Origin of the sequence: Vibrio sp. J2-3(2022), from assembly GCF_021725735.1 — a bacterium.
Lineage (GTDB): Bacteria > Pseudomonadota > Gammaproteobacteria > Enterobacterales > Vibrionaceae > Vibrio > Vibrio diabolicus.
The window spans coordinates 367,821-393,446 of record NZ_JAKKCK010000001.1 but is presented as its reverse complement, the minus strand read 5'-3'; the positions used below and the strand labels follow the sequence as shown (position 1 = coordinate 393,446).

20 protein-coding genes are annotated in these 25,626 nt (G+C 45.3%); 12 read left to right on the top strand and 8 right to left on the bottom strand.

Annotated features, from left to right (window positions below; all coding sequences use genetic code 11):
- Window positions 1–12: 12 nt before the first annotated feature.
- On the bottom strand, window positions 13–1,251 hold the full coding sequence (locus L3V27_RS01855; protein WP_237310840.1) for an NRAMP family divalent metal transporter: 1,239 nt from the start codon (window positions 1,249–1,251) through the stop codon (window positions 13–15).
- Window positions 1,252–1,526: 275 nt separating this feature from the next.
- A complete protein-coding gene (gene folE / locus L3V27_RS01850) occupies window positions 1,527–2,180 on the bottom strand; it encodes a GTP cyclohydrolase I FolE (protein WP_006741127.1) in 654 nt (217 codons plus the stop codon).
- A gap of 287 nt (window positions 2,181–2,467) precedes the next feature.
- On the opposite strand from folE, the gene moeA reads away from it, so the two are divergent.
- The 7 genes from moeA to L3V27_RS01815 all read left to right on the top strand — a co-directional run bounded on the left by moeA (window position 2,468) and on the right by L3V27_RS01815 (window position 10,851).
- On the top strand, window positions 2,468–3,703 hold the full coding sequence (moeA, locus tag L3V27_RS01845) for a molybdopterin molybdotransferase MoeA (protein ID WP_237310839.1): 1,236 nt from the start codon (window positions 2,468–2,470) through the stop codon (window positions 3,701–3,703).
- 9 nt (window positions 3,704–3,712) lie between these two features.
- Window positions 3,713–4,462 (top strand): molybdopterin-synthase adenylyltransferase MoeB, encoded by a 750-nt coding sequence (moeB, locus tag L3V27_RS01840; protein ID WP_237310838.1) that lies wholly within the window; start codon window positions 3,713–3,715, stop codon window positions 4,460–4,462.
- 185 nt (window positions 4,463–4,647) lie between these two features.
- Window positions 4,648–6,759, top strand: coding sequence for an LruC domain-containing protein (locus L3V27_RS01835; protein ID WP_237310836.1), 2,112 nt, complete (start codon window positions 4,648–4,650; stop codon window positions 6,757–6,759).
- Between the two features lie 10 nt (window positions 6,760–6,769).
- Window positions 6,770–7,231: a hypothetical protein gene (locus tag L3V27_RS01830; RefSeq protein WP_237310835.1), complete on the top strand. Its 462-nt coding sequence runs from the start codon at window positions 6,770–6,772 to the stop codon at window positions 7,229–7,231.
- Between the two features lie 140 nt (window positions 7,232–7,371).
- The gene (locus L3V27_RS01825; protein ID WP_176319214.1) at window positions 7,372–7,668 is read left to right on the top strand and encodes a hypothetical protein; all 297 of its coding nucleotides are present in this window, start codon (window positions 7,372–7,374) and stop codon (window positions 7,666–7,668) included.
- Between the two features lie 39 nt (window positions 7,669–7,707).
- Window positions 7,708–8,538, top strand: a complete 831-nt coding sequence (locus L3V27_RS01820; RefSeq protein ID WP_176319213.1) for a sulfurtransferase — start codon at window positions 7,708–7,710, stop codon at window positions 8,536–8,538.
- Between the two features lie 21 nt (window positions 8,539–8,559).
- On the top strand, window positions 8,560–10,851 hold the full coding sequence (locus L3V27_RS01815; RefSeq protein WP_237310834.1) for an EAL domain-containing protein: 2,292 nt from the start codon (window positions 8,560–8,562) through the stop codon (window positions 10,849–10,851).
- 25 nt (window positions 10,852–10,876) lie between these two features.
- On the opposite strand, the gene L3V27_RS01810 is transcribed toward L3V27_RS01815, so the two are convergent.
- Window positions 10,877–12,169 carry a glycoside hydrolase family 18 protein gene (locus L3V27_RS01810; RefSeq protein WP_047008135.1) on the bottom strand — a complete coding sequence of 431 codons (1,293 nt, stop codon included), beginning with the start codon at window positions 12,167–12,169 and terminating at the stop codon, window positions 10,877–10,879.
- Window positions 12,170–12,300: 131 nt separating this feature from the next.
- Window positions 12,301–13,302 (bottom strand): sugar-binding transcriptional regulator, encoded by a 1,002-nt coding sequence (locus L3V27_RS01805; protein WP_005396112.1) that lies wholly within the window; start codon window positions 13,300–13,302, stop codon window positions 12,301–12,303.
- Window positions 13,303–13,768: 466 nt separating this feature from the next.
- On the opposite strand from L3V27_RS01805, the gene tal reads away from it, so the two are divergent.
- Window positions 13,769–14,719, top strand: coding sequence for a transaldolase (gene tal, locus L3V27_RS01800; protein ID WP_005463537.1), 951 nt, complete (start codon window positions 13,769–13,771; stop codon window positions 14,717–14,719).
- Window positions 14,720–14,842: 123 nt separating this feature from the next.
- Window positions 14,843–16,834: a transketolase gene (tkt, locus tag L3V27_RS01795; RefSeq protein ID WP_109168979.1), complete on the top strand. Its 1,992-nt coding sequence runs from the start codon at window positions 14,843–14,845 to the stop codon at window positions 16,832–16,834.
- Between the two features lie 141 nt (window positions 16,835–16,975).
- Here the strand turns inward: tkt and L3V27_RS01790 are convergent, their stop codons facing one another.
- The 3 genes from L3V27_RS01790 to aroG form a co-directional block, all read right to left on the bottom strand.
- Window positions 16,976–18,538: a PAS domain-containing methyl-accepting chemotaxis protein gene (locus L3V27_RS01790; RefSeq protein ID WP_048624841.1), complete on the bottom strand. Its 1,563-nt coding sequence runs from the start codon at window positions 18,536–18,538 to the stop codon at window positions 16,976–16,978.
- Window positions 18,539–18,749: 211 nt separating this feature from the next.
- Window positions 18,750–19,922, bottom strand: coding sequence for an MFS transporter (locus L3V27_RS01785; RefSeq protein WP_237310833.1), 1,173 nt, complete (start codon window positions 19,920–19,922; stop codon window positions 18,750–18,752).
- A 141-nt stretch (window positions 19,923–20,063) separates the two neighbouring features.
- Entirely contained in the window at window positions 20,064–21,116 is a 1,053-nt protein-coding gene (aroG, locus tag L3V27_RS01780) for a 3-deoxy-7-phosphoheptulonate synthase AroG (protein WP_005396134.1), read from the bottom strand.
- A 461-nt stretch (window positions 21,117–21,577) separates the two neighbouring features.
- On the opposite strand from aroG, the gene L3V27_RS01775 reads away from it, so the two are divergent.
- Window positions 21,578–22,570 carry an OmpA family protein gene (locus L3V27_RS01775; RefSeq protein WP_005396135.1) on the top strand — a complete coding sequence of 331 codons (993 nt, stop codon included), beginning with the start codon at window positions 21,578–21,580 and terminating at the stop codon, window positions 22,568–22,570.
- An 87-nt stretch (window positions 22,571–22,657) separates the two neighbouring features.
- On the opposite strand, the gene L3V27_RS01770 is transcribed toward L3V27_RS01775, so the two are convergent.
- Window positions 22,658–23,260 (bottom strand): beta-phosphoglucomutase family hydrolase, encoded by a 603-nt coding sequence (locus tag L3V27_RS01770; protein WP_031780520.1) that lies wholly within the window; start codon window positions 23,258–23,260, stop codon window positions 22,658–22,660.
- 76 nt (window positions 23,261–23,336) lie between these two features.
- On the opposite strand from L3V27_RS01770, the gene arfB reads away from it, so the two are divergent.
- A complete protein-coding gene (gene arfB / locus L3V27_RS01765; protein ID WP_005396137.1) occupies window positions 23,337–23,750 on the top strand; it encodes an alternative ribosome rescue aminoacyl-tRNA hydrolase ArfB in 414 nt (137 codons plus the stop codon).
- A gap of 101 nt (window positions 23,751–23,851) precedes the next feature.
- Window positions 23,852–25,621, top strand: coding sequence for a methyl-accepting chemotaxis protein (locus L3V27_RS01760; protein WP_237310832.1), 1,770 nt, complete (start codon window positions 23,852–23,854; stop codon window positions 25,619–25,621).
- The last annotated feature ends 5 nt before the right edge of the window (window positions 25,622–25,626 follow it).

Genomic DNA, 25,626 nt, shown 5'->3' with positions numbered 1-25,626 from the left:
ATCAATAAGACATCAACCCACAAACTTCGCCATGAAGTTCCCAATGTTAGTCAAACTCGATGCCGCCATTACGATAACAATCGCTGCTCCAGTTAGCGTTAAGTACATTGGGTGTTGGTAGTCACCGACGATATCTTTGCGTTTTGTCGCAACCAATACAGTGCCCAAAACGATAGGAAGAATAATGCTGTTCACTAGGCCTGCTAGCATCAAAAGAAGAATTGGCATATCCATGGTTACCGTGCCTAACGAGGTTAGGATGATGAAACCAACACACCAAGCTTTCTCGTTTCGCGCGACAACTGGGAAAAGCGTCTTAATTAATGAGATAGCCATGTAAGAGTTGCCAACCACAGACGTGATGGAAGCTACAAACAGTACTAAGCCAAAGATGAAGTAACCAAGCTGGCCAGCACCTTGACGGAAAGCATCCGCCGCAGGGTTAGCCGTATCCAGCGTTGCGCCTGTCGCGATAACGCCAAACACCGCCAAAAACAGTAGGATTCGAATAACCACCGCGATAGAAATACCAGCCCACGCTGTTGAGGTGATGGAAGGCACGTTCTCTTTGCCTTTCAAGCCGATGTCTACTAGGCGTTGTGCACCCGTGTAGTAACCGCCAACTGCACCGCCAACGATAGTCAACGTAGGCAGAAGCAAACTACCAACATCCATAGGCATCACCGCTGCACTTAGTGTCTCTCCCATCGGAGGTAAGCTCGTCATAGCCACGTATGCGATCAGAACGATCATGAACAAGCCAAGGTAGCGGGCCATTTGGTCCATTCGTTTGGAGGCGTTATGAACCGCAAACAACAAACAGCCAACGACACCGGTAAACAGTGCGCCCCATGTTGTGTCCACGCCCGTTAGCACATTGATGCCTAACGCTGCGCCACTCACGTTGCCAAAGTTAAACGCCACTGCACCAAGCGCAAGGAGAATACCAACACCATAACCCATGCCGGGTGCCACTTTGTTCGCAATGTCTTGGATTCGCATGCCAGAAACGCCGACAATACGCCACAAGTTCATCACAATACCAAACGTGATAAAAATGGAAGCCAAAACTGGAAATGCCATGTCGACTTTGTAGATATTTGTGAAGACTGCGGTTTGAGTTAAAAAGCCGGGACCCACAGAGGTTGTCGCCATCAAAAAAGCGACACTGAGCATGGCTTTCTTTTGCCAACTGCTTTCTGTAACTGGAGCTGAAATAGAGGAGGTGCTGATAGTGCTTTGTGTAGTCATGCCGAGTCCCAAATTTGTTGTCTTTCTATTATTAGAAAAAAGAAAGACAACTGACCGAGATCAGCTGAACTTAGAGAAATATCTCTTTTTAAAACAAACGATTACAAGTTGTAGTCGTTCATTGGGCGCATATATTAAGAGCAACGAATGTGACTGTCAATACACAATTGCATAATTACTATTTATTGCGACTCACTTGACTATGATTTGGATATAAAAGATATAAAAAAGGATGGCAACTCGCCATCCTCTCTCAATTTTATTTGTCGATTTGATTAACGCAGGCCATGCAGAAATTCAGCACGGGTCGCTGGGTTGCTCTTAAAAATACCACCTAACGCTGTAGTCGTGGTTTCACTGGTGGCATCCATCACACCGCGTGATTTCACACAGTAATGCGTCGCGTCGATAGTCACCGCTACATCGTCAGACTCAAGCAATGTTTGCAAAGCAACAAGGATTTGCTGGGTCATACGCTCTTGAACTTGAGGGCGTTGCGCAAAGAAACGAACAATACGGTTGATCTTAGACAGGCCAATGATCTTACCGCGAGGAATATAAGCAACAGCGGCTTTTCCGTCGATTGTCACAAGATGGTGTTCGCACGTACTGGTCACAGTAATGTCTTTCACGCGAACCATTTCGCTCACGTTCATCTTGTTTTCGATAACTGTGATCTTGGGGAAGTTGGAGTAATCCAAACCAGAGAAAATCTCGTCCACGTACATTTTTGCAATACGGTGTGGCGTTTCCTCTAAGCTATCATCCGTAAGGTCGAGCTGAAGCAGACCAAGAATCTCACGCATGTGGTATTCAATCTTTTCCTTCTTCTCTTCACGGCTAACGGCATTAGGGCGCATTGGTGTTTCTAACCCGCGTTGCTCTAGCGCTTCTTTCACTAACTTTGCTGACTCGCTAAGACCTGACATTCCACTTCCTCTTTTGTAACTACCACTCTCGGTGTGAAATACAATTGCCGTGTTTTCATCCCGTAGCGTTAAAGTCGCTCAGTCCGATGTTTATAACGCCAAGGCACATAACAAGAATACACTGAGCTATTTTCTCATGCTCCGTAGGAACTTTACCCCTTTCGGATGGGTGACAAGGATACTCGGATTTTTGAATAATTACACCCATATTTTATAGGTGGACATTCTTACTCAGTCCTCTTTTATGGTAGAGTTGCCACAAAACAAAAGAACATAGGATTATCTCAATGGGCTGCTGCGACGCACCTGGCTTGATGCCAATTGAAGAAGCGATGGATAAGATGCTATCGCGAATCAAACCTATCCAAACGACACTTTCTCTTCCTCTTGCTGACGCTCTGGGTTTTGTGCTGGCTGAAGATATTTTATCACCAATTCACGTGCCCCCTTTCGACAATTCAGCAATGGACGGTTATGCCATTCGTATTCAAGACCTAGAAGTGTCTACAGTGTTGCCTCTGGCAGGTAAATCCTTCGCAGGTCAGCCTTTTAAGGGTGAATGGCCGGCAGGCACTTGTGTTCGAATCATGACTGGCGCGAAAATTCCGGAAGGCTGTGATGCCGTTATCATGCAAGAAAATACGGAAGTGACCGACGCTGGTATTCAGTTCACCCAAACGGATGTGAAGCCGCAAAATAACATCCGCCCTACGGGTGACGACATCAAGCAAGGCGATATCGTATTGGCAAAAGGCGCGCGCCTAACACCACGCGATATTCCAATGATTGCCTCTCTTGGTGTCAGCCATGTCACCGTCGTGCGTAAGCCAAAGGTGGCATTTTTCTCCACAGGTGATGAACTTAAACCATTGGGTGAGCCACTCAAGGCGGGTCAAATCTACGACAGTAATCGTTACGGTATTAAGCCGCTGATTGAAAACTTTGGTTGTGAAGCGATTGATCTTGGCATTATCCCTGACTGCCCAGAAACACTAAAAGCAACATTCGAAAAAGCACAAACTCTCGCGGATGTAGTTGTAACGTCTGGCGGCGTCAGCGTTGGTGAAGCAGATTACACCAAAGACATTCTTGAAGAACTTGGAGAAATCGGTTTCTGGAAACTGGCAATCAAGCCGGGCAAACCTTTCGCATTTGGCAAGTTAAGTACTGCTTGGTTCTGTGGGCTACCAGGTAACCCTGTATCTGCGGTGCTAACCATGTACGTACTTGTTCAACCAATGTTGGCTAAATTGGCTGGCCACACTGAATGGAAAGCACCTGAGTCTATCCCTGCGACGACTAAAACCGCATTTAAGAAAGCGCCGGGACGTACAGACTACCAACGCGGTATCTATACTCTAGAAAACGGTAAATTTGTCGTTGAAACCACTGGCAACCAAAGTTCAGGAGCCTTTCGCTCAATGAGTTTGGCAAACTGCTTTGTTGTGTTGGAACGTGAGCGTGGCCGTGTGGAAGTTGGCGAAACGGTTCAAATCCAACTGTTTAACTCAACGTTATACTAGGAACATACCGTGGATATTCTTTCCGACCAGGAGATGCTGCGCTATAACCGCCAGATCATTCTTCGTCAGTTCGATTTCGAGGGGCAAGAAGCGCTCAAACAAAGCTCGGTGCTTATTTTGGGTGCTGGCGGTTTAGGTTGCGCTTCTAGCCAATATCTTGCCACGGCTGGTGTTGGCAATATTACTTTTATCGATGACGATATTGTTGAGCTCTCCAATTTACAACGCCAAGTATTGCACCACGACGCCGATATTGGCCGTAAAAAGGTTGATTCCGCGGCGGATGCGTTGCGGGAACTTAATCCTCATATCGAAGTAAACACCGTTGCTAAACGTCTCGATGATGCTCAACTTCAAGCTTTGATTGAACAACACTCTGTGGTGGTCGATGCTTCAGATAACGTCGACACTCGCAATCAACTCAACCGACTCTGCTTTGCAACAAAAACACCGCTTATTTCTGGTGCAGCCATTCGTATGGAAGGCCAAGTGAGTGTGTTTACGTACGACGACCCAACTCAACCGTGCTATCAGTGTTTGAGCGCGCTATTCGGCAGCAATGCATTAAGTTGCGTTGAAGCTGGCGTCATGGCGCCTGTTGTGGGTATTGTTGGCGCTGTACAAGCGATGGAAACCATCAAGGTGATTGCAAATTACGGCCAACCCAAAAAAGGGAAGATCCTCATTCTCGATGCGTTTAGCATGTCCTGGCGGGAAATGAATTTGATGAAAATGCCGACCTGCCCTGTTTGTGGCTAAGTAACGCTGTCAGCTTATCAATGAAGATTCTCAAAAAGCTCAACGTAACGTTGAGCTTTTTCTTATTCTGAGATTCATATTTCGAACCAAATAACTTACCGATATAAAATTCATTATAAACAGTAAGTTAAAAACTGGCACATTCCTTTCATTGCATATCATACAAACCAATGAGAGGGCGAATCATGAAAAGGACATCACTATTACTTGGATCTCTGTTCGCAAGCGCATACGTAAGCGCAGCGCCATTCGACACTTGTCCGAGCAAAGCATATTTATTCCAATCGACCCCAGTGCAAGTTTACGGCGTTAATCTGGTTACCGGATCAACCAAGTTACTGACCGACGATGTGGGCTTAGCATCAGGTATTAACGGCGTCGGTTTCAACTTCACTGATCGATACATCTATGGTTACGATACAACCAACTTGAAAATCGTACGTTTAGGCCAGGACTTTCAAGCAGAAACTCTCAACGTACAAGGGCTTCCTAGCCATACGTTTTTTGTCGGTGACGTGTACAACCACGTCTACTACTTGTATCGCAAAGGTAAAGGGCTGTTTTCCATTGATCTGTCGCCGTTAGATACGGACCCAAATGCTACCTTAACCCTGAATAAAATCACATCAAATGCAAGCGTGAGTTTAACCGATTTTGCGTTCCACCCTGGCGACGGTGCGCTCTATGGTATCGATAATGGGTCTGGCGTATTGTATAAATTCGATACAAAAACAGGCCAAGCAACCGCGATCGGCAATACAGGGGAAACGGGTACCTTTGGTGCAGGCTACTTTGATGTAAACGGAAACTACTACGTATCGCGTAATCAGGACGGCAAAATTTATCGCGTCGACTTATCAGAAAACAATGCAGCCAATATCGCTGCGGGCATTGTTCCTGCTGTAGAGTTTGTGTCTAACGGTCCAAGTTCCAGCCAAAATGACGGTGCCCGATGCGCGAACGCTCCTGTTATTGACGAAGACGAGCCAATTGACTTTGGTGATGCACCTGACACTTACGCTACCTTGCTCTCTTCTAACGGACCACGCCACGCTGTTGATGGTATAACTTGGCTTGGCACCATTGCGCCAGATGGTGATGCCGATGGACAAGTGGCTCCGTCTGGAGATAACAAAGTTGGTACAGCAGATGAAGATGGCGTCGGCTTTGTTGCCGCACTCGACCCAGGGTTAAGTTCACTGGTGAACGTAACTGCATCGACATCCGGCTACTTGTCAGCTTGGTTTGACTGGAACCGAGATGGTGACTTTGCTGACGAAGGTGAGCAAGTATTCACTGATGAGTTACTCTCTGCAGGCAGCAATACGCTTCCATTTGTCGTCTCTGAACTGGCAACCGCAGGTCCTAGCTGGAGCCGATTCCGCTTTAGCCAACAAACTGGTCTGAACTTTGATGGCGGATCAACATCGGGTGAAGTAGAAGATTACCCAATCACAATCACTGAAAACGGCGTATCCGTACAGCACTTCCCAAGTGCAGATTCCTATGCAACGGTCGCGTATGAAGACAACTGGCCTTACACCGCTGACTACGACATGAATGACGTAGTCATTAAGTTCCGTATGACTGAAACACGTATGGACGGCACGGTGGAAAATATCCAGATTAGCGGAGATCTGGCCGCCTATGGGGCTGGCTATAAAAATGGCTTTGCTATTCGTCTACCTGGCGTTTCGAAAGCGAGCATTGAAAACGGCTTAACAAAGCTAACGTTTAATGGCAAAGAACAACCGACCAACGGTCTAGAAGCGATATCAGAAGAAGCCATCTTCATTATCAGTGACGACCTCAGTCAGTATGCGCAAAGTCAATGTGCGTATTTTAGAACCCAAACGGGTTGTAATGATAACGTCGCGTTGTCTTTCACACTGACCATCTACTTTAAGGAAGGCTCCGACCGCTCAGCGTTACAGGCCATGCCTTATGACCCATTTATCTTTGCCACACCCAATACATATCACGGCGATGGCATCACCTTTCAACCAGGTAGAAAATGGGAAGTACATTTGCCAGACCAAGCACCAACTGAGCAGTTTGATGACGCAAACCTATATGGCGTGGGCGTAGACGCAAGTGACCCGACTCGAGGCGTGTACTTCAAAACAGCGAACAATCTTCCTTGGGCATTGCTTATCGTCGAAGAGTGGAATTGGCCGCTAGAGAAAGTTGACTTAGTTGACGCTTACCCAGAGTTTGCCACCTACGCCGAGTCTGGTGGGCGAGAAGGAGCAAACTGGCATACCCAACCTAAAGCAAACAAACGTTACATTCCATAGGAGAAGCATCATGAAAAACTTAATCACAATCATCATGGGATTAGCGTTAACAGCCTGCGGCGGTGGCGGTGGCGGTGGCGGCGGTGGAGACAAAAGCAACGATAGCGCTACTCCACCTCCAGCTCAAACTACCGTTATTGTTGAAGAGCCAAGCATGCAAAATTTAGACGTACCAGATGGGTTCGATTATGACCCAAGGTTAGAAAGCTCACTTGCGGTAGATATTAGTGGTTACTCTTTACAGCGCGCACATCTGAGCATTTATAAGGAGTACCGTGAAGATGCCTCTGGAACCTACCAAGCGAAATATTCGAGCAATGTTGCTTCTGCTGCGCTGACGAGTGGGAAAGCTAACTTAGACTTCTCCACCTCGGATAGCCAAGATAACCTGTTAGTCGAAATTTGGTTCTACGATGGCTCAGAACCTCTGCAAAAAGTCGTCTCAACCGGAAATACGACATGGCGCATGTAAGATGCTCTATTGGTGAGCATTGATACTCGGGACTGGCGCAAGCCACAGGTTTTAAGACAAAATCGCATCGTTCTTTGAACATGCGATTTTTTTGTTGTAAAACAAAATGATTACTTGAAACAATAGCAATAGAGCGCAAATTGGATAATCCCAAAACCTATATGTTGGTCTTCAGCAGTTTCATTGCCCTACTTGTGCTCTTGTTGCTCATTAAGCAGACGGATGAAAACACGGTTTCAGCCACCGTCATTAGCAACACTTTAACTCAGTCCCTTGATGGTCAACGTCGGTACCTCACTATCAATTCACCTGAGATAGAGCAACAACGAGTGACGGTTCCAGTGTCCGCATCTTGTCCAGTGGGCTCTATTGCGTTGTTCCACCAAGCATCCCACTCAAGTTTTGACTCATCCCTTTCATTCATTCGCTGTGAGTAAAGATACTGTGCGAACTTCCCAAATCAGAAGGATTTAACCATGCAAGCATTGATCGATGCCAAAGAACTTCATGCTTTATTAGACCAACCAAATGTAAAACTTCTAGACGCGAGTATTCGTTTTCAAATTCCTTCCGAAGGGAAAAAGATCACCAATAAGTGGATTCCAGGCTCATTGCGTTTCGACTACGACAATGACTTTTGTCTCCCAGATACCAATCTCCCTCATATGATGCCAACAGAAGAGGGATTTAATAACAGCGCTCAGAAACTTGGCCTGAACAACGAAGACCTTATTGTTGTTTATGACAACTCAGGAACACTCGCCTCTCCGCGCGCATGGTGGATGTTCAAGGCGATGGGGCACGATAATGTCAAAGTGCTTAATGGTGGCCTCCCGGCTTGGATTGAGGCTGGACTGCCTGTCACGGATGTCTTGTCAGAAGCTAAGCAGCTTGGAAACTTTACCGGGAAATTAAATAAACATGCTTTTTTGGACGCAAATGCAATATTAGAGTACTCAAACAATTGCAGTGCAAACATTGTTGACGCTCGCTCACGTGCACGTTTTTTAGGCGAGGTACCAGAGCCAAGAGAAGGACTGCGTTCTGGTCATATTCCTAATTCTGTTTGCCTCCCTTTTCAAACATTATTGAGTAATGGCTTTATAAAGGCAGACTCGGAATTGAAACAAGCATTTAGTGCACTAACGTTATATAATGATAAATCAATCATTTTCAGTTGTGGCTCAGGTGTAACGGCCTGTATTTTGCTGCTAGCAGCATACCAGTTAGGTTGGCGTGATTTATCGGTCTATGACGGGTCATGGACAGAATGGGGCGCAGACCACTCATTACCCATTACTCGCTAATCTAGGAGCTATCGAAGCGGCATGGTCAGGTTAAAGAAGAACATTTGGACACTATACATGGCGCTACTTACGATAAGCGCCGTGCTGTTCGTGTTGTTTGGCCGCTACCATTATGAGTCAACCCTGAATAAGTACAAAGATAAGCAGCTCCTACAATTGGAGCTGTTTGCCTCTTCTGTCGAATCACTTCTGAAAGGACAAGAATCGTTACTTGAAGTCATTGGTCATCAGTTGGTCGAGAGAAATGACTTTACTCGTACAGCAGCAGTTCAAACTCGCCCGATGCTGGACAAACTGCTCAGTATCCATCCGGCGATTATTGGATTCGGCCTAACCAACCCCGATGGAGACTACATCGCCGTAAGCTCCAACTTGATCTTGGCAAAGCTGCATAATCTAAAACAAGATCCATTGACTCGTGATACCTTTTTGGCAGCGCTCAACTCCGACCGAATGATTATAGGTCGAACGTATTTTATGCCAGCTCAAGATTCACTTGTGATTCCGATCCGAAAAGCAATTCCAAATAAAGATGGTGTTGTACAAGCAGTGATGACGGCTGGCTTTAATATGAATTCATCTTCGGTTTTTCGTAACGACATCCATGCCAATGAGCACAACCGGGTCACATTGATCCGCAGTGATGGCTACCTTACTTTTAGCTCGTCAGAAGACACAACCCTAGAAGATTACCTAAAACCTGCCAATGATTTAGATATAAAAGCCGTTATGGCTCAAATCACAAAAGATTCAGGCTGGGATATAGCGCAACTAAAAAAGCTCACACGAGCGCTAAATATTGTTGTCGACAATTCTCGCCTGAGTGAGTTAATCACATTGAGATACCTTCCTGATTATCATCTTTGGGCCTCTTCCTCGACAGATTTGAATTTTATTAAGCGCGGATTTTACGAACAGTTTGCACTGTACTCGATTGTTTTTCTTATCGTCCAAGGTGCTTTTTACGCTTTATTCCGCTCCATTGCGAATAATGAACATAAAACAAAACTGCGTTTGCTCTATCAAGCGAACCACGATCACCTCACTGGATTACCAAACCGAGAGTACCTACGCGCAAACATTCGACACTGGCTTTCTGGGAAAGGGAACCCTTTTTCTTTGATGTTTATCGATATTGATAATTTCAAATCAGTCAACGACACACATGGTCATGACTTTGGCGACGAAGTTCTAAAACAAATATCTATCCGCTTAAACACCTTTGTTAACGATGGCCGATTAATCATCCGTGAAGCCAGTGACGAGTTTATTTTTCTAACAAATCGAATTGATGAAGTAAGCGTTAAAAGACTAGCGAGCGACTTAATAACGGCGCTATCAGAACCCTACGAAGTCAATGACAGTCAGTTCCTGCTCAGTTGCAGTATTGGTATTGCCTGCTATCCACACCATGGTGAAACATTAGATGAACTGCTCCTGTCAGCCGATATTGCGATGTATCAAGCGAAAAAACAACGCAACGTATACAGCCTGTTCAATCAGCAGATGCAAGCTACACACCTGCGTAAAATGAAAATTGAGCAACGCCTGAGGCTCGCGATAGATAAGCAAGCGCTTCATATGGTTTATCAACCTCAGTTAAACCTAGAAGGCGATATTTATGGTGTCGAAGCGCTTATTCGTTGGAGTGATGATGAGCTCGGCTTAGTCCCACCAAGTGAATTTATTCCCGTCGCAGAAAGCACTGGGTTGATGGTTCGTATTGGTGAACAAATCATTGAAAATAGCCTGACAGATATGGCTAAACTGACTGGTAATATTGATACATCTATCCAGATGTCTATTAACATCTCGGTCAAACAGTTTGTTCACGCCAAATTCATTACTAATCTTATGAATGCTATTGAGAAACGCGGCATCGAATGTTCAAAGATTACCCTAGAGATCACCGAAAACCTGTTTATTGAAGATCTTGAAAAGTTCGCACCAATTTGCGAGCGCTTGCATGCTCTTGGCTTTAAAATCTCGCTCGATGATTTCGGGACTGGCTACTCTTCATTAAGCATGTTGCGTACGCTACCTATTGATGAGGTGAAGATTGACAAGAGCTTTGTCGATCACATTGAGCATGACAAAAAAGCACTGAATATGGTTAAGAATATCATTTCTATCGGCAAAAACTTTGAAATGAAAGTACTGGCTGAAGGAGTAGAAACGCTGCAACAGCTAAATGAGTTAAAAGCTTGCGGTTGTGATTTGATTCAGGGCTACTTCTACTCTAAACCTTTATCGCTTGAAGACCTGATCGCTTTTACGAAGCAGAACCAAAGCAAAGAAACCGTAGTTGAATAATTACGATCGCTTTGCTTAGAAGGTTTTATTTATTCATTTCTTGGTACATCACCTCCACCAACTCTCCTTTCGGATCGCCTGACAATTCCCAAGTAAAAATACCGCCTAAGTTCGCCTGTTTAGCCCAATTTGCTTTGGCTTTGATCGAGCGTTGATCCTCGTAAGAGATAAAGACTTTCTTTACAGGATGCCACAAGTAAGGCGCTTGAGATTGCTCATCATACTTGTACTCGTAGCCCTGCTCCGCTCCATAGTTCTTCACCAAATCCCAAAACATGAAATAGCCGTTCTCACCCGTACCAAACTGCGCTCCTTGCTCGGAGACAAGATCTTGCGTTGGTAAGCCACCCGAGAAGTCTTTGGTGCCTTGCCAGCCACGCCCGTAAAACGCAGCGCCAATCACCAGTTTCTCACTTGGAATACCGAGCTCGATCATCTGGTTGATGAACACGTCTGCGCCCATGCCCCACCAGCTTCGCTCAGTCGCATGCAAGTTGGTAGTATGCCCGGTTTGCTGCCCCCAACCACCAAGGAAGTCATACGTCATTGCAAACATGTTAGTTAGGTACGGCTCCGCGGCTTTCCAATCGATACCTGCTGCTTTTGGACCAACGCCTACCGCTGTAGAGAGCTCGTATTCACGTTTGGTTTGATTTGTGAGTTCATCTAACTCTGCACGCATGGTTTTTACCAAATAGGTAAAGGCCTCACGCTCAGATGCTTTTTGTTCATCAGAAAGCTTGGTGTCAGGGTTCCAAGGCGACGTTGTTAAACCGCCACCACCTGGGTATTCCCAATCCAGATCAATACCATCAAAGAAATCATATTGAGCAATCAACTTAACGGCAGTTTTTGAGAATTGATCCATCGCTTGTTTGCTTTTCGCCATAGCATGGAACGGTTCGGACATTGTCCAACCACCAAAAGAAGGGAGAATTTTGAGATCAGGATGTTGTTTCTTCATCTCAGCAAGTTGAGCGAAGTGGCCTTTGTATGGCACGTTAACGGAGACATCGCCAAAGTCCTTTTCTAATGCTGCTTCGGTATCGACAATGATCGCCGTATACGGATCTTTTCCTTCACATTGTTCGGCAACCAGTTTTTGTACCGTTTCAGAAGCACCGGCATGAGGGCCGCACATACTAAGAAACGCATAAATCACATGCGTCAGCTTATCGGCGGGAATATCGTTCACCGTGTATGGGTTTTCTGCATTTGCATACTGCCAATCCGCAAAGTAACCCGCTACGACTTTTTGCTCGGCGTGCACCGCACCAGTTAGCCCCATAATCAGTGCAGCAAGAAGTGTCTTTTTCATTGTGTTCTCCAGAGTAGATGTACAAATTTAAAGCTACTCCTAGAGAATATTTTTAACTTGAAAACGAAATCAGGCTGCGAGTCATTTATAACTCCTCGCAGCCTGATTACATAAATTGCATATTATTTGTGCTAACTCTCAGATGCCGCGTTGCCGTGCATTTGCTCATCTAAGTTGAGCACCGTTAATGCGTTGCTGACGCTCGTGGCGATCACGTCTATCGCTCCGGTTCTTAATGCTCCAAGTAAGGCGAGCGGCTTGCTGTTCTCCGCTGCAATCGCGATGACTTCCGATATTGGGCGAAACTCTTCAATACCAAGACCAATCACTCGGTCACTCATTACGGTGTTGGCAACATTACCGTGAATATCAAAGAAATCATAACCTGCAAAGTCCCCGACCACGCCTTGTTGAAGTCTCGACTGAACCACTTCATCAGGCGTAAACCAACCTAAGTCCACCATGTAACTGTTTTCGCTCATGTCACCAATACCGACCAAAGCGACATCGGCTTTACGTGCCAAATCGAGCGTTTGTTTCACGGTTGCATTTTGCATGAAAGCCAACTTCTGTTCTCTGTTCTCTGCATAAGCCGGCGCATAGAGAGTTTCGGACGTTCCACCGTACTTTTTCGCTAACTGACGACAAATGTGATCGGCGTTATACATACCACCACGTGGGTGAATACCGCCGATACCACATACAAATTTACAGTCACGCGGCGTAATAACACCAATATGGTGAGCGACAGAAGATACGTTACGCCCTTGTCCAACGGTCACCACCATGCCGTTTTTAAGCGTGCTGGTGAGATAATTGGACACCAATCCCGACACCTGTAGTCGCTGTGCCTCTTCATTTGGCTGATCAAGAGCAACAAGCGCGCGCTTAACGCCGAATCGCTCGATCAAACGTTGTTCAATCTTAGCGCTAAACACCGGGTGGTATTTAACGGTGATTTCAACGATGCCCTCATCACGCGCCTGCTTGAGCATTCGCCCGACCTTTGCGCGTGATATGGCAAATTTTCTCGATATCTCTTCCTGAGTCGCACCGTCTTGATAATACGCGACGGAAATCTCTGTCAACAAATCCGTGTTTTCAATGGAAATATCTTGATTAGAACTGCTCATGGTTTCTCTCGCCCTTTAAGAGGATCGATATTGTATGCAATAAGTGAGCATATGCTCATTGACTTAGCATATGTTCTTTATCAATTTAAACGCTACATTTGCTCATCGCAATAACATTTTCTCACTACAATTTTTTACCCTCACGTACAACGCTCAACCTTTGAACAATAAGGGCAAACGTTTATTTGGGTTAACCACTAAACACACAGTAAAAAAACGTTGATGAAGTTCACTATAAGTCGATTTCAGCGATTGACTTTCAGCATAGATAGGATAAATATGGACACATCATTTACTCAGCTATCGATCAAATGTTCATTGCATTTGTTCGGTAACGAAATTTTCCGTAGTTGGCTGAGCAGATGTCTCATTAAATGCGATGAGACGATTAGCTAACTCGCTTGCAAATGCACAAGCTGTGATAACAAAAATCACGCTTAAGCCCATTTAAATAGGATGATCGATTATGAGCAACAAGTTAGAGCAACTTCGTAAACTAACGACTGTAGTAGCAGACACTGGCGAAATTGATGCAATCAAAAAGTATCAACCAGAAGACGCAACAACTAACCCTTCTCTTATCCTGAAAGCCGCTCAAATCGCAGAGTACGCACCTCTAATCGATGCTTCAATCGAATATGCTAAAGCACAGAGCAACGACAAAGCTCAACAAGTTCAAGACACTTGTGACATGCTTGCAGTAAACATCGGTAAAGAAATCCTAAAAACTATTCCAGGTCGTATCTCTACAGAAGTTGACGCGCGCCTATCTTACGATATGGAAGGCAGCGTAGCGAAAGCACGTCAACTAGTAAAAATGTACAACGATGCAGGCATCACTAACGACCGCATCCTTATCAAACTAGCGTCTACTTGGGAAGGTATCCGCGCAGCAGAAATCCTAGAGAAAGAAGGCATCAACTGTAACCTAACGCTTCTATTCTCATTCGCTCAAGCGCGTGCTTGTGCAGAAGCTGGCGTATTCCTAATCTCTCCATTCGTTGGCCGTATTATGGACTGGTACAAAGCGAAAGAAGGCCGTGACTTCGAAGCTTCAGAAGATCCAGGCGTACTGTCTGTAACTAAGATCTACAACTACTACAAAGAGTACGGCTACAAAACTGTCGTAATGGGCGCAAGCTTCCGTAACATCGGTGAGATCCTAGAACTGGCTGGCTGTGACCGTCTAACTATCGCTCCTGCTCTACTTGCAGAACTAGAAGCTGCAGAAGGCGAAGTGGTTGAGAAGCTAGTTGATTCTAAAGGCGCAGCTGAGCGTCCAGCACCAATGACTCACGCTGAGTTCCTATGGGAACACAACCAAGACCCAATGGCGGTTGAGAAACTGGCAGAAGGCATCCGCAACTTCGCCGTTGACCAAGGCAAACTAGAAGCGATGATCGAAGCTAAGCTTTAATTGCTTACCAAGAGCGAGTAGCCCGTCTACTCGCTTTTAGCATCAGCGCTCATTCAAGATTTTCTATTTGAACTTGTTTATACGAGTTCCCTCTATTTAAACACTTATCGAGAAGTAATCACTATGGATCGTAAATACCTAGCAAATGCAATCCGTGCGCTAAGCATGGACGGTGTTCAACAAGCTAACTCTGGCCACCCAGGCGCACCTATGGGTATGGCTGATATCGCTGAAGTTCTTTGGCGTTCTCACCTAAACCACAACCCATCAAACCCTGAATGGGCAGACCGCGACCGTTTCGTACTGTCTAACGGCCACGGCTCAATGCTAATTTACTCACTACTGCACTTGAGCGGTTACGAGCTATCTATCGATGATCTGAAAAACTTCCGTCAGCTTCACTCTAAGACTCCAGGTCACCCAGAGTACGGCTACGCTCCTGGTATCGAGACAACAACGGGCCCTCTAGGTCAAGGCATCACCAACGCTGTTGGTATGGCAATGGCTGAGAAAGCGCTAGCAGCGCAATTCAACAAAGAAGGCCACGACATCGTTGACCACTTCACTTACGTGTTCATGGGCGACGGCTGTCTAATGGAAGGTATCTCGCACGAAGCATGCTCTCTAGCTGGTACTCTAGGTCTAGGCAAACTGATCGCATTCTGGGATGACAACGGCATCTCTATCGATGGTCACGTTGAAGGTTGGTTCTCTGACGACACGCCTAAGCGTTTTGAAGCTTACGGCTGGCACGTAATCCCAGCAGTAGACGGTCACGATTCTGAAGCGATCAACGCAGCAATCGAAGCGGCGAAAGCGGATCCTCGCCCTACACTTATCTGTACTAAGACAATCATCGGTTTTGGTTCACCAAACAAGTCTGGTTCACACGATTGTCACGGTGCACCACTAGGTGCAGAAGAAATCGCAGCAACACGCAAAGAACTAGGTTGGGAGCACGGTCCTTTTGAAATTCCGCAAGAAGTCTACGCAGAATGGTCAGCGAAAGAAACAGGCGCAGCTAAGGAAGCAGCGTGGAACGAGAAATTTGCAGCTTATGAAGCAGCGTACCCTGAGCTGGCAGCTGAATTTAAACGCCGCGTAAACGGTGAGCTTCCTGCACAGTGGGAAGAGAAAGCAAGCCAAATCATTGCCGATCTTCAAGCAAACCCAGCAAATATTGCATCACGTAAAGCATCTCAAAACGCTCTAGAGGCATTTGGTGCTCTACTACCTGAGTTCATGGGCGGCTCTGCTGACCTAGCGCCTTCTAACCTAACCATGTGGTCTGGTTCTAAGTCTCTAGAAGCAAGTGACTTCTCTGGTAACTACATCCACTACGGTGTACGTGAATTCGGTATGACGGCGATCATGAACGGTATTGCGCTACACGGTGGTTTCGTTCCTTACGGCGCGACATTCCTAATGTTCATGGAATACGCTCGTAACGCAATGCGTATGGCGGCTCTGATGAAGATTCAGAACATCCAAGTATACACGCATGACTCTATCGGTCTTGGCGAAGATGGCCCAACTCACCAACCGGTTGAGCAAATGGCATCGCTACGTCTAACGCCAAACATGAGCACATGGCGTCCATGTGACCAAGTTGAATCAGCAGTGGCTTGGAAACTAGCGATTGAACGTAAAGATGCACCAACTGCGCTTATCTTCTCTCGTCAAAACCTAGCGCAACAAGAGCGTGATGCTGAGCAAGTTGCGGACATCGCGAAAGGTGGTTACATCCTGAAAGATTGCGAAGGCAAGCCAGAGCTAATCCTTATCGCAACAGGTTCAGAAGTTGAGCTAGCAGTAGAAGCAGCAGCACAGCTAACTGCTGAAGGTAAGAAAGTACGCGTTGTTTCAATGCCATCAACAGATGCATTCGACAAACAAGACGCCGCTTACCGTGAAGCCGTTCTACCATCAGACGTAACAGCTCGTATCGCTATCGAAGCAGGTATTGCTGACTTCTGGTACAAGTACGTAGGCTTCGACGGTCGCATCATCGGTATGACTTCATTCGGTGAATCTGCACCTGCTGGTGAACTGTTCAAAATGTTCGGTTTCACTACGGAAAACGTAGTAAATACAGCAAAAGAACTACTAGCGTAATGGCAGTAAAAAGATAATCAGTTTTCTCTATTGCGAATGTGAAAACTGAAAAGCCCCGCCAGCAATGGCGGGGCTTTCTTTTATCTGGCCCCTATTTCTGTAAACACAGCCAGAAAGTGAACACAACGACTTTCGTTACGGCTATTTGTCTTCAAATCGAAGCGCGAGCTGATAGAAATCTTGTACTTGCTCTTTCAACTGACGGCTGTTTTGCTCTACGGAGTGCGTTGCTGCCAAGTTTTGCTCTGCCGTAGAAGCAATAGAGTGAATATGCTGATTTACATCGCTGGATAGCTTCAGCTGGTTATTCGCCGCTTCCGCCACATCGACCATCAACCCACTCATGCTTTGCATCATCTGTTCAACCTCAGACAAACGAAGCGCGCTTTGTTCGGCAACCTGAGAACATGTATCCGTTTGCTCTTTGTTTGCCAGAATGTCTTTTTGCCAACTTTGTATCGTCGCCAACATAGCAGAGATAGACGCTTGGATTTGTTCAGTTGCATTGGATGTGCGACCAGAGAGAGCGCGCACCTCATCGGCAACAACAGCAAAACCACGACCTTGCTCACCCGCCCTCGCCGCTTCAATTGCCGCGTTAAGTGCCAGTAAATTGGTTTGTTCTGCGATCCCACCAATCTCTTCCATCAAATGATTCACTTTCTGCGCCTGATCACTCAGCTGATACGTCGTTTCCGTCGCTTTTTCAGCTTGAAGGCTCAACTGCGTTAGATTGGTGTGTGTTTGATCGATGGTTTCCTTCGCCATCAAGCATGACTTCAAGGTGTCATCAATTAGCATATGGGCATCATTGGTACTAGAAGAGACTGAATTCGCCGAAGACTCCACCTCTTGAGTCGCATCACGTACGCGATGAATATCGGTGTTTTGCTGATTTAATGCAGCCGAAACTTCTGCTGTGGTTTGGCTCAACTCTTCAGCACAATGCTGCAACGGCAGTGCGGAGTCAGTCATTCTTCCCAACACGGTTCGAATTCTTGCGGACAGCATTTTGATATGGAAATCGGCAATCGAAAATGCCGTATTACCGGAATAGATCAAGCGACTCACGCTGTCGTATTGCTTTTGTAACTTTTTCAGTTGTTGAGGCGTATCAATTAATTCTTGGCGGAATAACAACGCTAGAACACTCGCAGGTAGTGCACTTGCAAGCCAAGCCAATGGACCTTCAATAGACAATGCATATGCGGCAGCAGGTGCGGTCAATGCGCCAAGTAGAATCGCATAGCGAATGGTTTCATTGAGTTTCAACGACCAAGTACGACCTGATTTCTCGGCGGCGCGCATACTCTTGTAGGCTTTCGTGGCTATATCAACCCACTCTCGCTTTGGCTTAACGCGCACAGATTGATAACCAACAACGTGGTTATTTTCATAAATAGGGGTGACATAGGCATCAACCCAATAGTAACCACCCGACTTAGTAGCATTCTTAACCATGCCGCGCCAGGCTTTGCCTTGCTTAAGACGTGCCCACATATCGCCGAAAGCGGCTTTAGGCATGTCATTGTGGCGAACGATATTGTGGTTCTGGCCGACGAGTTCTTCGTGAGTGTACTCAGCAACACGGCAAAAGGCTTCGTTACAATACGTAATAACACCTTGTAGGTTCGTTGTTGAGACGAGTTCCTCAGACTCCCTCACGAGAGTTTCTTGAGCTTTATGAGAAATATTGGCTGACATAGACGAAACTTCTGTAGTTTTTATTGATTTTCGGCAAGATATATACAGGATTTTTATTTTTATTACAAAAAGTTAGATAAAAAGTCTTATCAAATCGACATTTTTAGTGTGGGAATTCACATTATCAATAAAAATATAAAGAAGAAGTTGTGGAGTTGAGCTAATAAACAAAACCCGACACGTTATGCCGGGCTATGTATAGAAGATCTAATCAAGCAGTTTGGGATTCCGTTTCTTTGTCCGTTTTCAAAGCAAACATCACGATGACGAGTAACACAAAAGGAAGAACGTACAAATTAAGGTTTTGCCAACCTACGGTGGATTCAAGCCAGCCAGATAGTAATGCAGTGATAGTGACACAACTGAACACGAAGAATTCATTAAATGCTTGAGCCTTGCTCCTGTTTTTCGCTTCATAGCTTTGACTAAATAACCCAGTTGCCGCGATAAACATAAAGTTCCAACCAACGCCTAACAGAACTAAAGCAAGACTAAAGTGCCAAATGGACACTCCGTGTATGTTAATTCCAATACAAGCAACAAATAGCAATCCACCGGCTAAAATCATATTCTTCGCGCCAAACCGCTCTATCACCCGTCCCGTGACAAACGCTGGTGCAAACATGCCCAGCACATGCCATTCGATCACTCCTGCCGCTTTGTCAAAATCAAAGCCACAACCAATCATCGCCAGAGGCGTTGCTGTCATTAAAATGTTCATCACCGCATACGCAACCATTGCGGCGATAACCGCTAGCATGAAATTAGGTCGACGGATAATATGCCCCACTTTATCCGCTTTAGTATGTAGAACTTGCGTGTGTGCTGGTGGAAAACGAATCGTTTGCAGCACGATCAACGCAGTTATATAAAGTCCAATAAGCACGGCAAAAGCACTAATGTACAAACCATCATCTGACCATTGCTGTGAATACACCGCCAAATTAGGGCCAAGTATCGCCGCGAGTACCCCTCCCGCCATAGATATCGAAATCGCCCTGTGTCTTGCCGACTCTTCACACACTTCAATAGCAGCAAATCTGTATAGCGTACCGAAGCCAATACCAACACCGAGCAAAAAGGTAGAAACACAGAATAGATAGAAGTTCTGTTGACTTAACGCATACGTCGCTAAGCTGGCACCCAAAATGCCAATAACATTACCGAGACTAAACCCAAGGCGACGTCCTAACTTGCCCATAATCAGTGATGCTGGGATCGTCGCAGCCATCAGTCCTAAAAATTGCAGCGCAACGGGCAACGTAATAAAACTTGATGACGGCGCAAGTGTTTTGCCAATAAGGGCAATAACAGATATGAGTAAAATATTCCCTGTCATTAATAGGGCTTGGCAAAGGGATAACAACCATACATTACGATTCAATTCCAAATTCCTTTTGGTTACAGCGCATACAGATAACATATAGGAAAGCAGAAACAATAGAAAGAGATGCGAGTAATTCTCAATAAAAAGAGCCAGAGGCACAATGCCTCTGGCTCTTTAAAAAAGTTCTTTCTGTTGAGCTTATTTGTTACGGCGCGCTTTTACTGCATCAGAAAGCTGACGAAGTACGGTTTCCGTATCTTCCCAACCGATACATGCATCGGTAATCGACTGACCATAAGTGGCCGCTTTGCCATCCACTAAGTCTTGGCGACCTTCAACTAAATGAGACTCAATCATCACGCCAAAAATTGCTTCTTCGCCACCAGCGATTTGCTCTGATACGTCATCAGATACCAACATTTGACGTTTGAACTGCTTCGAGCTGTTAGCGTGGCTAAAATCAATCATCACTTTTTTCGGTAGCCCTGCACCATCTAACTCGTCTTTAATTTGAGCAACATGCGCTGCACTGTAGTTTGGCTCTTTACCACCACGGAGAATGATATGGCAATCAGGATTGCCAGCGGTTTCTACGATCGCAGAATGACCGTATTTTGTTACTGATAAGAAGTGGTGAGAAGCACTTGCAGAACGAATCGCGTCGCTCGCGATCTTAATGTTCCCGTCTGTACCATTTTTAAACCCAACAGGGCAAGAAAGACCAGAAGCAAGCTCACGGTGAACCTGAGATTCTGTCGTACGAGCACCGATAGCCCCCCAACTAATCAGATCCGCCACGTACTGAGGCGTGATCATATCTAGGAACTCACTCGCGGTCGGCAAGCCCATATCGGTAAGATCAAGAAGAAGCTTACGTCCAATACGCAGACCATCATTCAGCTTGTAGGTATCATTTAGGTAAGGGTCGTTGATCAGACCTTTCCATCCTACCGTTGTACGCGGTTTCTCAAAATAAACTCGCATCACAACTTCTAGTTGTTCACCAAGTTCATCACGTAATACTTTTAGCTTTTTACCATATTCAACCGCAGCAGCAGGATCGTGAATGGAACACGGGCCAACAATTACAAGCAATCGGTCATCTTTTCCTTCAAGAATATTGTGAATGGCATTACGGCAATCGAAAGTGGTCGAAGAAGCGGTTTCAGTCGCTGGGAACTTCTCTAATACTGCTACAGGTGGCAATAACTCTTTTACTCTATTTATTCTTACATCATCAGTTTGAAACATTACTTCTACTTCCTGGTTTTTATTTCCGACCCAATTTTTTGCCAACTGAACTCATTGCAACATTGTTCACAAAGCGAGCAGCATCAAGGGCTCTGGTCATTTTCTGTCTAGCGTTTAAGTAACTTATCGGCTTAGGCGTAGACTTGCAATCAGTTTTTGCAAATAAATGCAAATAAAAACCACCTGTTAACCACCGCGCACAATGTAAAATAAAGTTTACGAAAAAAAGTTCAAAATAATCATCAATTTTCTTATGACCCTAAAAATCTTTACTACAATGTAAGAAATATCAGAAGTTTGTGAGGTGTTATTGGTTAGTAAATGTTGATCAAGTTCAAAGATATTGTTGCTTGATATGAAATGATTAGAATATTAAACTAATTTCTTATAAACGCTGGTTTTTTCTAATTTTTTGATAAAACGAAGTAGAAGTTAATATGCAATCAATACAAGGAAACATTATGAACAAAGTAGCAATTGCAGTAGCAGCAGTGGTAGCTGGTAGTAGCGCGCTTTTAAACTCTGCTCAAGCTGAAATGTATATCGGGGGCAAAGTAGGCATGACTACACTTGACGATGCTTGCTATCTAAATAGCCCTTGTGATGATGAAGCTTTTGGTGCTGGACTACATATCGGTTATGACTTCACCGATATCATCGGGCTAGAGTATGGTGTCGACTTCTTAGGCGATTACAAAGCTAACTTTAAGTCAGGGGCTAATACAGTTAATACGATCGACGGCAATTTAACGGCTTTAACTCTCGCACCTAAATTCAACTGGCACTTGAACGAATCTTGGAATTTATTCGCTAAGATCGGTGGTGCTTACATGATGTCTGATGACGAAAAAGATTTCGTTCCAACTGGCTCGCTAGGTGCTGAATACACTATCGACAGAAACTGGAGCGTACGCGCAGAATATCAACGCTATCAAGATCTGTCTGATGACGTATGGGACGACATGGACGCTAACTTCTTCGGTATCGGCTTTAACTACAAATTTGCGGCTGCGCCAGTGGTTGCGGCAGTTGTAACAGAAGAAGTGGTTGAGCCAGATCCAGAACCAGTGATGATGAGCAAAGTGCACAAAGAAGAGTACGGTACAGGTACGTTTGAATTCGACAGTGCTAAGCTAACAGACTCTGTTTCGGAGCGTCTAGACAACTTCGTATCATTCTTGAACGAATACCCTCAAGCTCAAGTAGAGATCACTGGCTACACGGATAGCTCTGGTCCTGCGACTTACAACCAAAAACTGTCTGAGCGTCGTGCTCAATCTGTTGCGGATTACCTAACTGCTGCAGGCATTGACTCAGATCGTTTAACTGTGAAAGGCATGGGTGAAGAAAACCCAGTTGCCGACAACAGCACTCGTGAAGGTCGTGAGAAAAACCGTCGCGTAGAGGTTGTGGTTCCTTCGTTTGAATACCAAGAGCTAGTTCAACCTGAATAAACATTTATGATACTTTATCTATGATGTTGTAAAAGTTAATGGGGTGCGTTTGCACCCCATTTTGATCTCGCTTTATCGCTCTTTTTACTATGGTTTTGGAAAAAAGATTAACTCGTTATCTTGCACCATAACGCAATCCATACCCGCTGCATGCGCCGCTCGTTTACCTAGCTCGGTATCCTCGAATACAAGACATTGTGACGCTTCCAACCCAAGATGCTCGGCCGCCACCAAAAAGGTATCCGGAAAAGGCTTATGATTCTCTACATCACTTGCTGTTACCACAACATCCAACTTGTCCAATAAACCGGAGTGGCTCAGTAAGCGCATTGCACTTTCTCGTTGACTGCCAGTTCCGACCGCTATTTTCTTGTGGCCTAAATATTCTTCTAACACGATATTAGTGCACGGAATAACGTCCCCGTGCAGCTCCATAGCAGCGAACGTTTCCATTTTAAATGTAGCGACGGTTTTAGGATCTAATGAAAGCTCATGCACACGGTTTAGCTCCTCAACAATTTTAAAGCTTGGCATGCCTCCTAAACTGTGAAACCACTCCTGACAAAACGGAAAATCAAAGCGATCTGCGGTTGCTTGCCAAGCAGCCAAATGGGCTGGCATGGTATCTATTAAAGTACCATCCATATCAAATATGAATCCCTCATAGGGCCTAAAATCAATCGTGCTCATGTCTTTTCTTCTATTTGTACATCTGTGATGTTAATTTATCAGCTCTTTCAATCGTCCTTACCGGCATTTACTTATCATGCTCAAAATTTCGAACTCCGTCACAATTCAAGAGTGGGAAATTCAATTATCCCCAATTAGAGCTCAAGGAAATGGTGGCCAGAACGTTAACAAGGTAGCGTCCGCTATACATTTACGCTTTGATATCCGACATTCCAGCTTACCTGACTTCTACAAAGAACGATTACTTGCTCTTTCTGACAGTCGTATAACTAAAGATGGCGTGATCATCATCAAAGCGCAACAATTTCGCACGCAAGAACAAAATAAGGAAGACGCCCTGAATCGGCTTCAAGCTTTAATTAAAGCTGCCGCCTTACAGGAGAAGAAGCGTATTAAAACGAAACCAACCCGCGCTTCTCAACGCCGAAGACTTGATACCAAGAACAAGCATGGAGCGAAAAAGCAGCAACGTAAGAAAGTGCTGTATTAATGCATGTCGTTTTCTCGACATGTTAGTTGAACAACGTTTGCTAGCCCTTGGGAAATCTCATTGGATTTCTCTTTTTAGTTACTTATTCAGGAAACAACAATATGACTATTAGGCAAAAACTCTACTTCCTCGGAGTTATCGCCATTTTAGGCATCGTGGCCCTTTTGGGTACGTCATCCCATTTCGCCAATAAGAGCAATGAACTTAACCACGCCATCAAACTCGTTGGCGATCTAGAAATACGTTTACTCAACTTACGCAGAAACGAGAAAGATTTCTTACTGCGTAGTAATGACAAATACCTAAACAAATTTGATGCGAATGTTGATAAGTTTCTAAATACAGAAAGAGAGCTTGCGAGCATACTCACGAGCAATGAATTACCTTCCAGTCAACGATTCAAACAAGACCTCCTTGCATACCAAAAGGGCTTTCAGAATCTGGTCAGTGCTTACCAACGCTACGGACTTGATGCAAAGAGTGGCCTTCTTTCTGGTTACGAGCAAGCACTGTTAGAAGCCAAGCAACGCTCCGACCACCAGCAATTGCTGGCGTTGGTTCGTTTTGACTCTGCGGTAAAATCAGGTCAATTAAATAGTGATTTGCTTGTTGGTCTATATGCTCCGGAGCTCATCAAAACAGGTAAGCTAGTAGCGGCACAAAAACAAGTTGTAGGGGTCGCTTACGACCAAGGCCTACTTGGTGAAACTCGCGCATTATCTCATGCCGTAGAAGAGCAATTTGAAACCTTTTCGACAGCCCTTAGCTCTGCTGCTGCAAAGCGTGATGAACAAATGTCGACCATCAAGCAAGTCATTACTGCCCTGATCTTAGGTGTTATTTTCGCATTGATTTGGCAGATCTCTCGCTCAATCAATACACGAGTAAACAGCTTGCTTGGCACCATTCGAAGCATTAGCGAAACAAACAACATGGGACTGCGCTCTGACTTGAAAGGCAAAGATGAGCTATTTGATATCAGCCACCACCTCAATGATCTGTTGGATAAGCTTGAGCAGTTAATTAGTGGCACCCAAGAAAAATCGGCGCAGTTAACGGCCAGTACCGATAATATGCATCGTGAGCTAGAAGGGGTTATGGAGCAGTTCCATACTCAAACGGACCACACTGCATCGATGGCTACTGCGGTTCAGCAAATGGTGGCAACGATAGGCGAAATATCGGAAAGCACGTCGGTTGCGGTAGAGGGTGTACATCAAGCCGCGAATAATGCCGAACAAGGCCGAAGTGTTGTTGAAACCACCGTAACCAACATTGGTCAATTGACCAGTATTTTATCGAACAGTCAGCAGTCGATTGGCTCGTTGAACCAACATGTAGATAAAATTGGTGGTGCGGTGAACATCATCCAAGAAATTGCGGAACAAACTAACTTACTGGCTCTCAATGCAGCAATTGAAGCCGCGCGAGCGGGCGAGCAAGGTCGTGGCTTCGCCGTTGTTGCCGATGAAGTACGTGCCCTAGCTAGCCGAACTCATCAATCTACCGAGGAAATCACGCGAGTTGTTGTTGATATTCAAGCTCAAATGTCGACGGTCGTGGCGGATATTGATCAATGTAACGATCAAGGACAACAAACGCTTAATGCCTCTGAAAAACTGGATTCTAGCCTGCAGCAGATCATCACTGACATGCATGCAATTCAAGGCAATTCGGAGCGCATTGCTTCTGCGATTGAAGAGCAAGGTATCGTGATGAACCAAGTTAGCGGCTCAATTACCGAGCTTAACGCGATATCTGAAAACAACATGCAATCCGCTCAGGAATGCTTGCACGAGGTGAACTCTGTTTCTGCTCAAGCTCATGATATGGACGAAGCCGTTGCACAATTTAAAACCGCGCTAAAATAGCCTTC

Coding starts and splice junctions, on each gene's coding strand:
- L3V27_RS01815 (WP_237310834.1), top strand. CDS start 8,560: ATGGTCAGGTTAAAGAAGAACATTTGGACACTATACATGGCGCTACTT.
- tkt (WP_109168979.1), top strand. CDS start 14,843: ATGGATCGTAAATACCTAGCAAATGCAATCCGTGCGCTAAGCATGGAC.
- moeA (WP_237310839.1), top strand. CDS start 2,468: ATGGGCTGCTGCGACGCACCTGGCTTGATGCCAATTGAAGAAGCGATG.
- L3V27_RS01775 (WP_005396135.1), top strand. CDS start 21,578: ATGAACAAAGTAGCAATTGCAGTAGCAGCAGTGGTAGCTGGTAGTAGC.
- L3V27_RS01835 (WP_237310836.1), top strand. CDS start 4,648: ATGAAAAGGACATCACTATTACTTGGATCTCTGTTCGCAAGCGCATAC.
- L3V27_RS01830 (WP_237310835.1), top strand. CDS start 6,770: ATGAAAAACTTAATCACAATCATCATGGGATTAGCGTTAACAGCCTGC.
- L3V27_RS01820 (WP_176319213.1), top strand. CDS start 7,708: ATGCAAGCATTGATCGATGCCAAAGAACTTCATGCTTTATTAGACCAA.
- arfB (WP_005396137.1), top strand. CDS start 23,337: ATGCTCAAAATTTCGAACTCCGTCACAATTCAAGAGTGGGAAATTCAA.
- tal (WP_005463537.1), top strand. CDS start 13,769: ATGAGCAACAAGTTAGAGCAACTTCGTAAACTAACGACTGTAGTAGCA.
- L3V27_RS01770 (WP_031780520.1), bottom strand. CDS start 23,260: ATGAGCACGATTGATTTTAGGCCCTATGAGGGATTCATATTTGATATG.
- L3V27_RS01760 (WP_237310832.1), top strand. CDS start 23,852: ATGACTATTAGGCAAAAACTCTACTTCCTCGGAGTTATCGCCATTTTA.
- aroG (WP_005396134.1), bottom strand. CDS start 21,116: ATGTTTCAAACTGATGATGTAAGAATAAATAGAGTAAAAGAGTTATTG.
- L3V27_RS01855 (WP_237310840.1), bottom strand. CDS start 1,251: ATGACTACACAAAGCACTATCAGCACCTCCTCTATTTCAGCTCCAGTT.
- L3V27_RS01805 (WP_005396112.1), bottom strand. CDS start 13,302: ATGAGCAGTTCTAATCAAGATATTTCCATTGAAAACACGGATTTGTTG.
- folE (WP_006741127.1), bottom strand. CDS start 2,180: ATGTCAGGTCTTAGCGAGTCAGCAAAGTTAGTGAAAGAAGCGCTAGAG.
- L3V27_RS01790 (WP_048624841.1), bottom strand. CDS start 18,538: ATGTCAGCCAATATTTCTCATAAAGCTCAAGAAACTCTCGTGAGGGAG.
- L3V27_RS01810 (WP_047008135.1), bottom strand. CDS start 12,169: ATGAAAAAGACACTTCTTGCTGCACTGATTATGGGGCTAACTGGTGCG.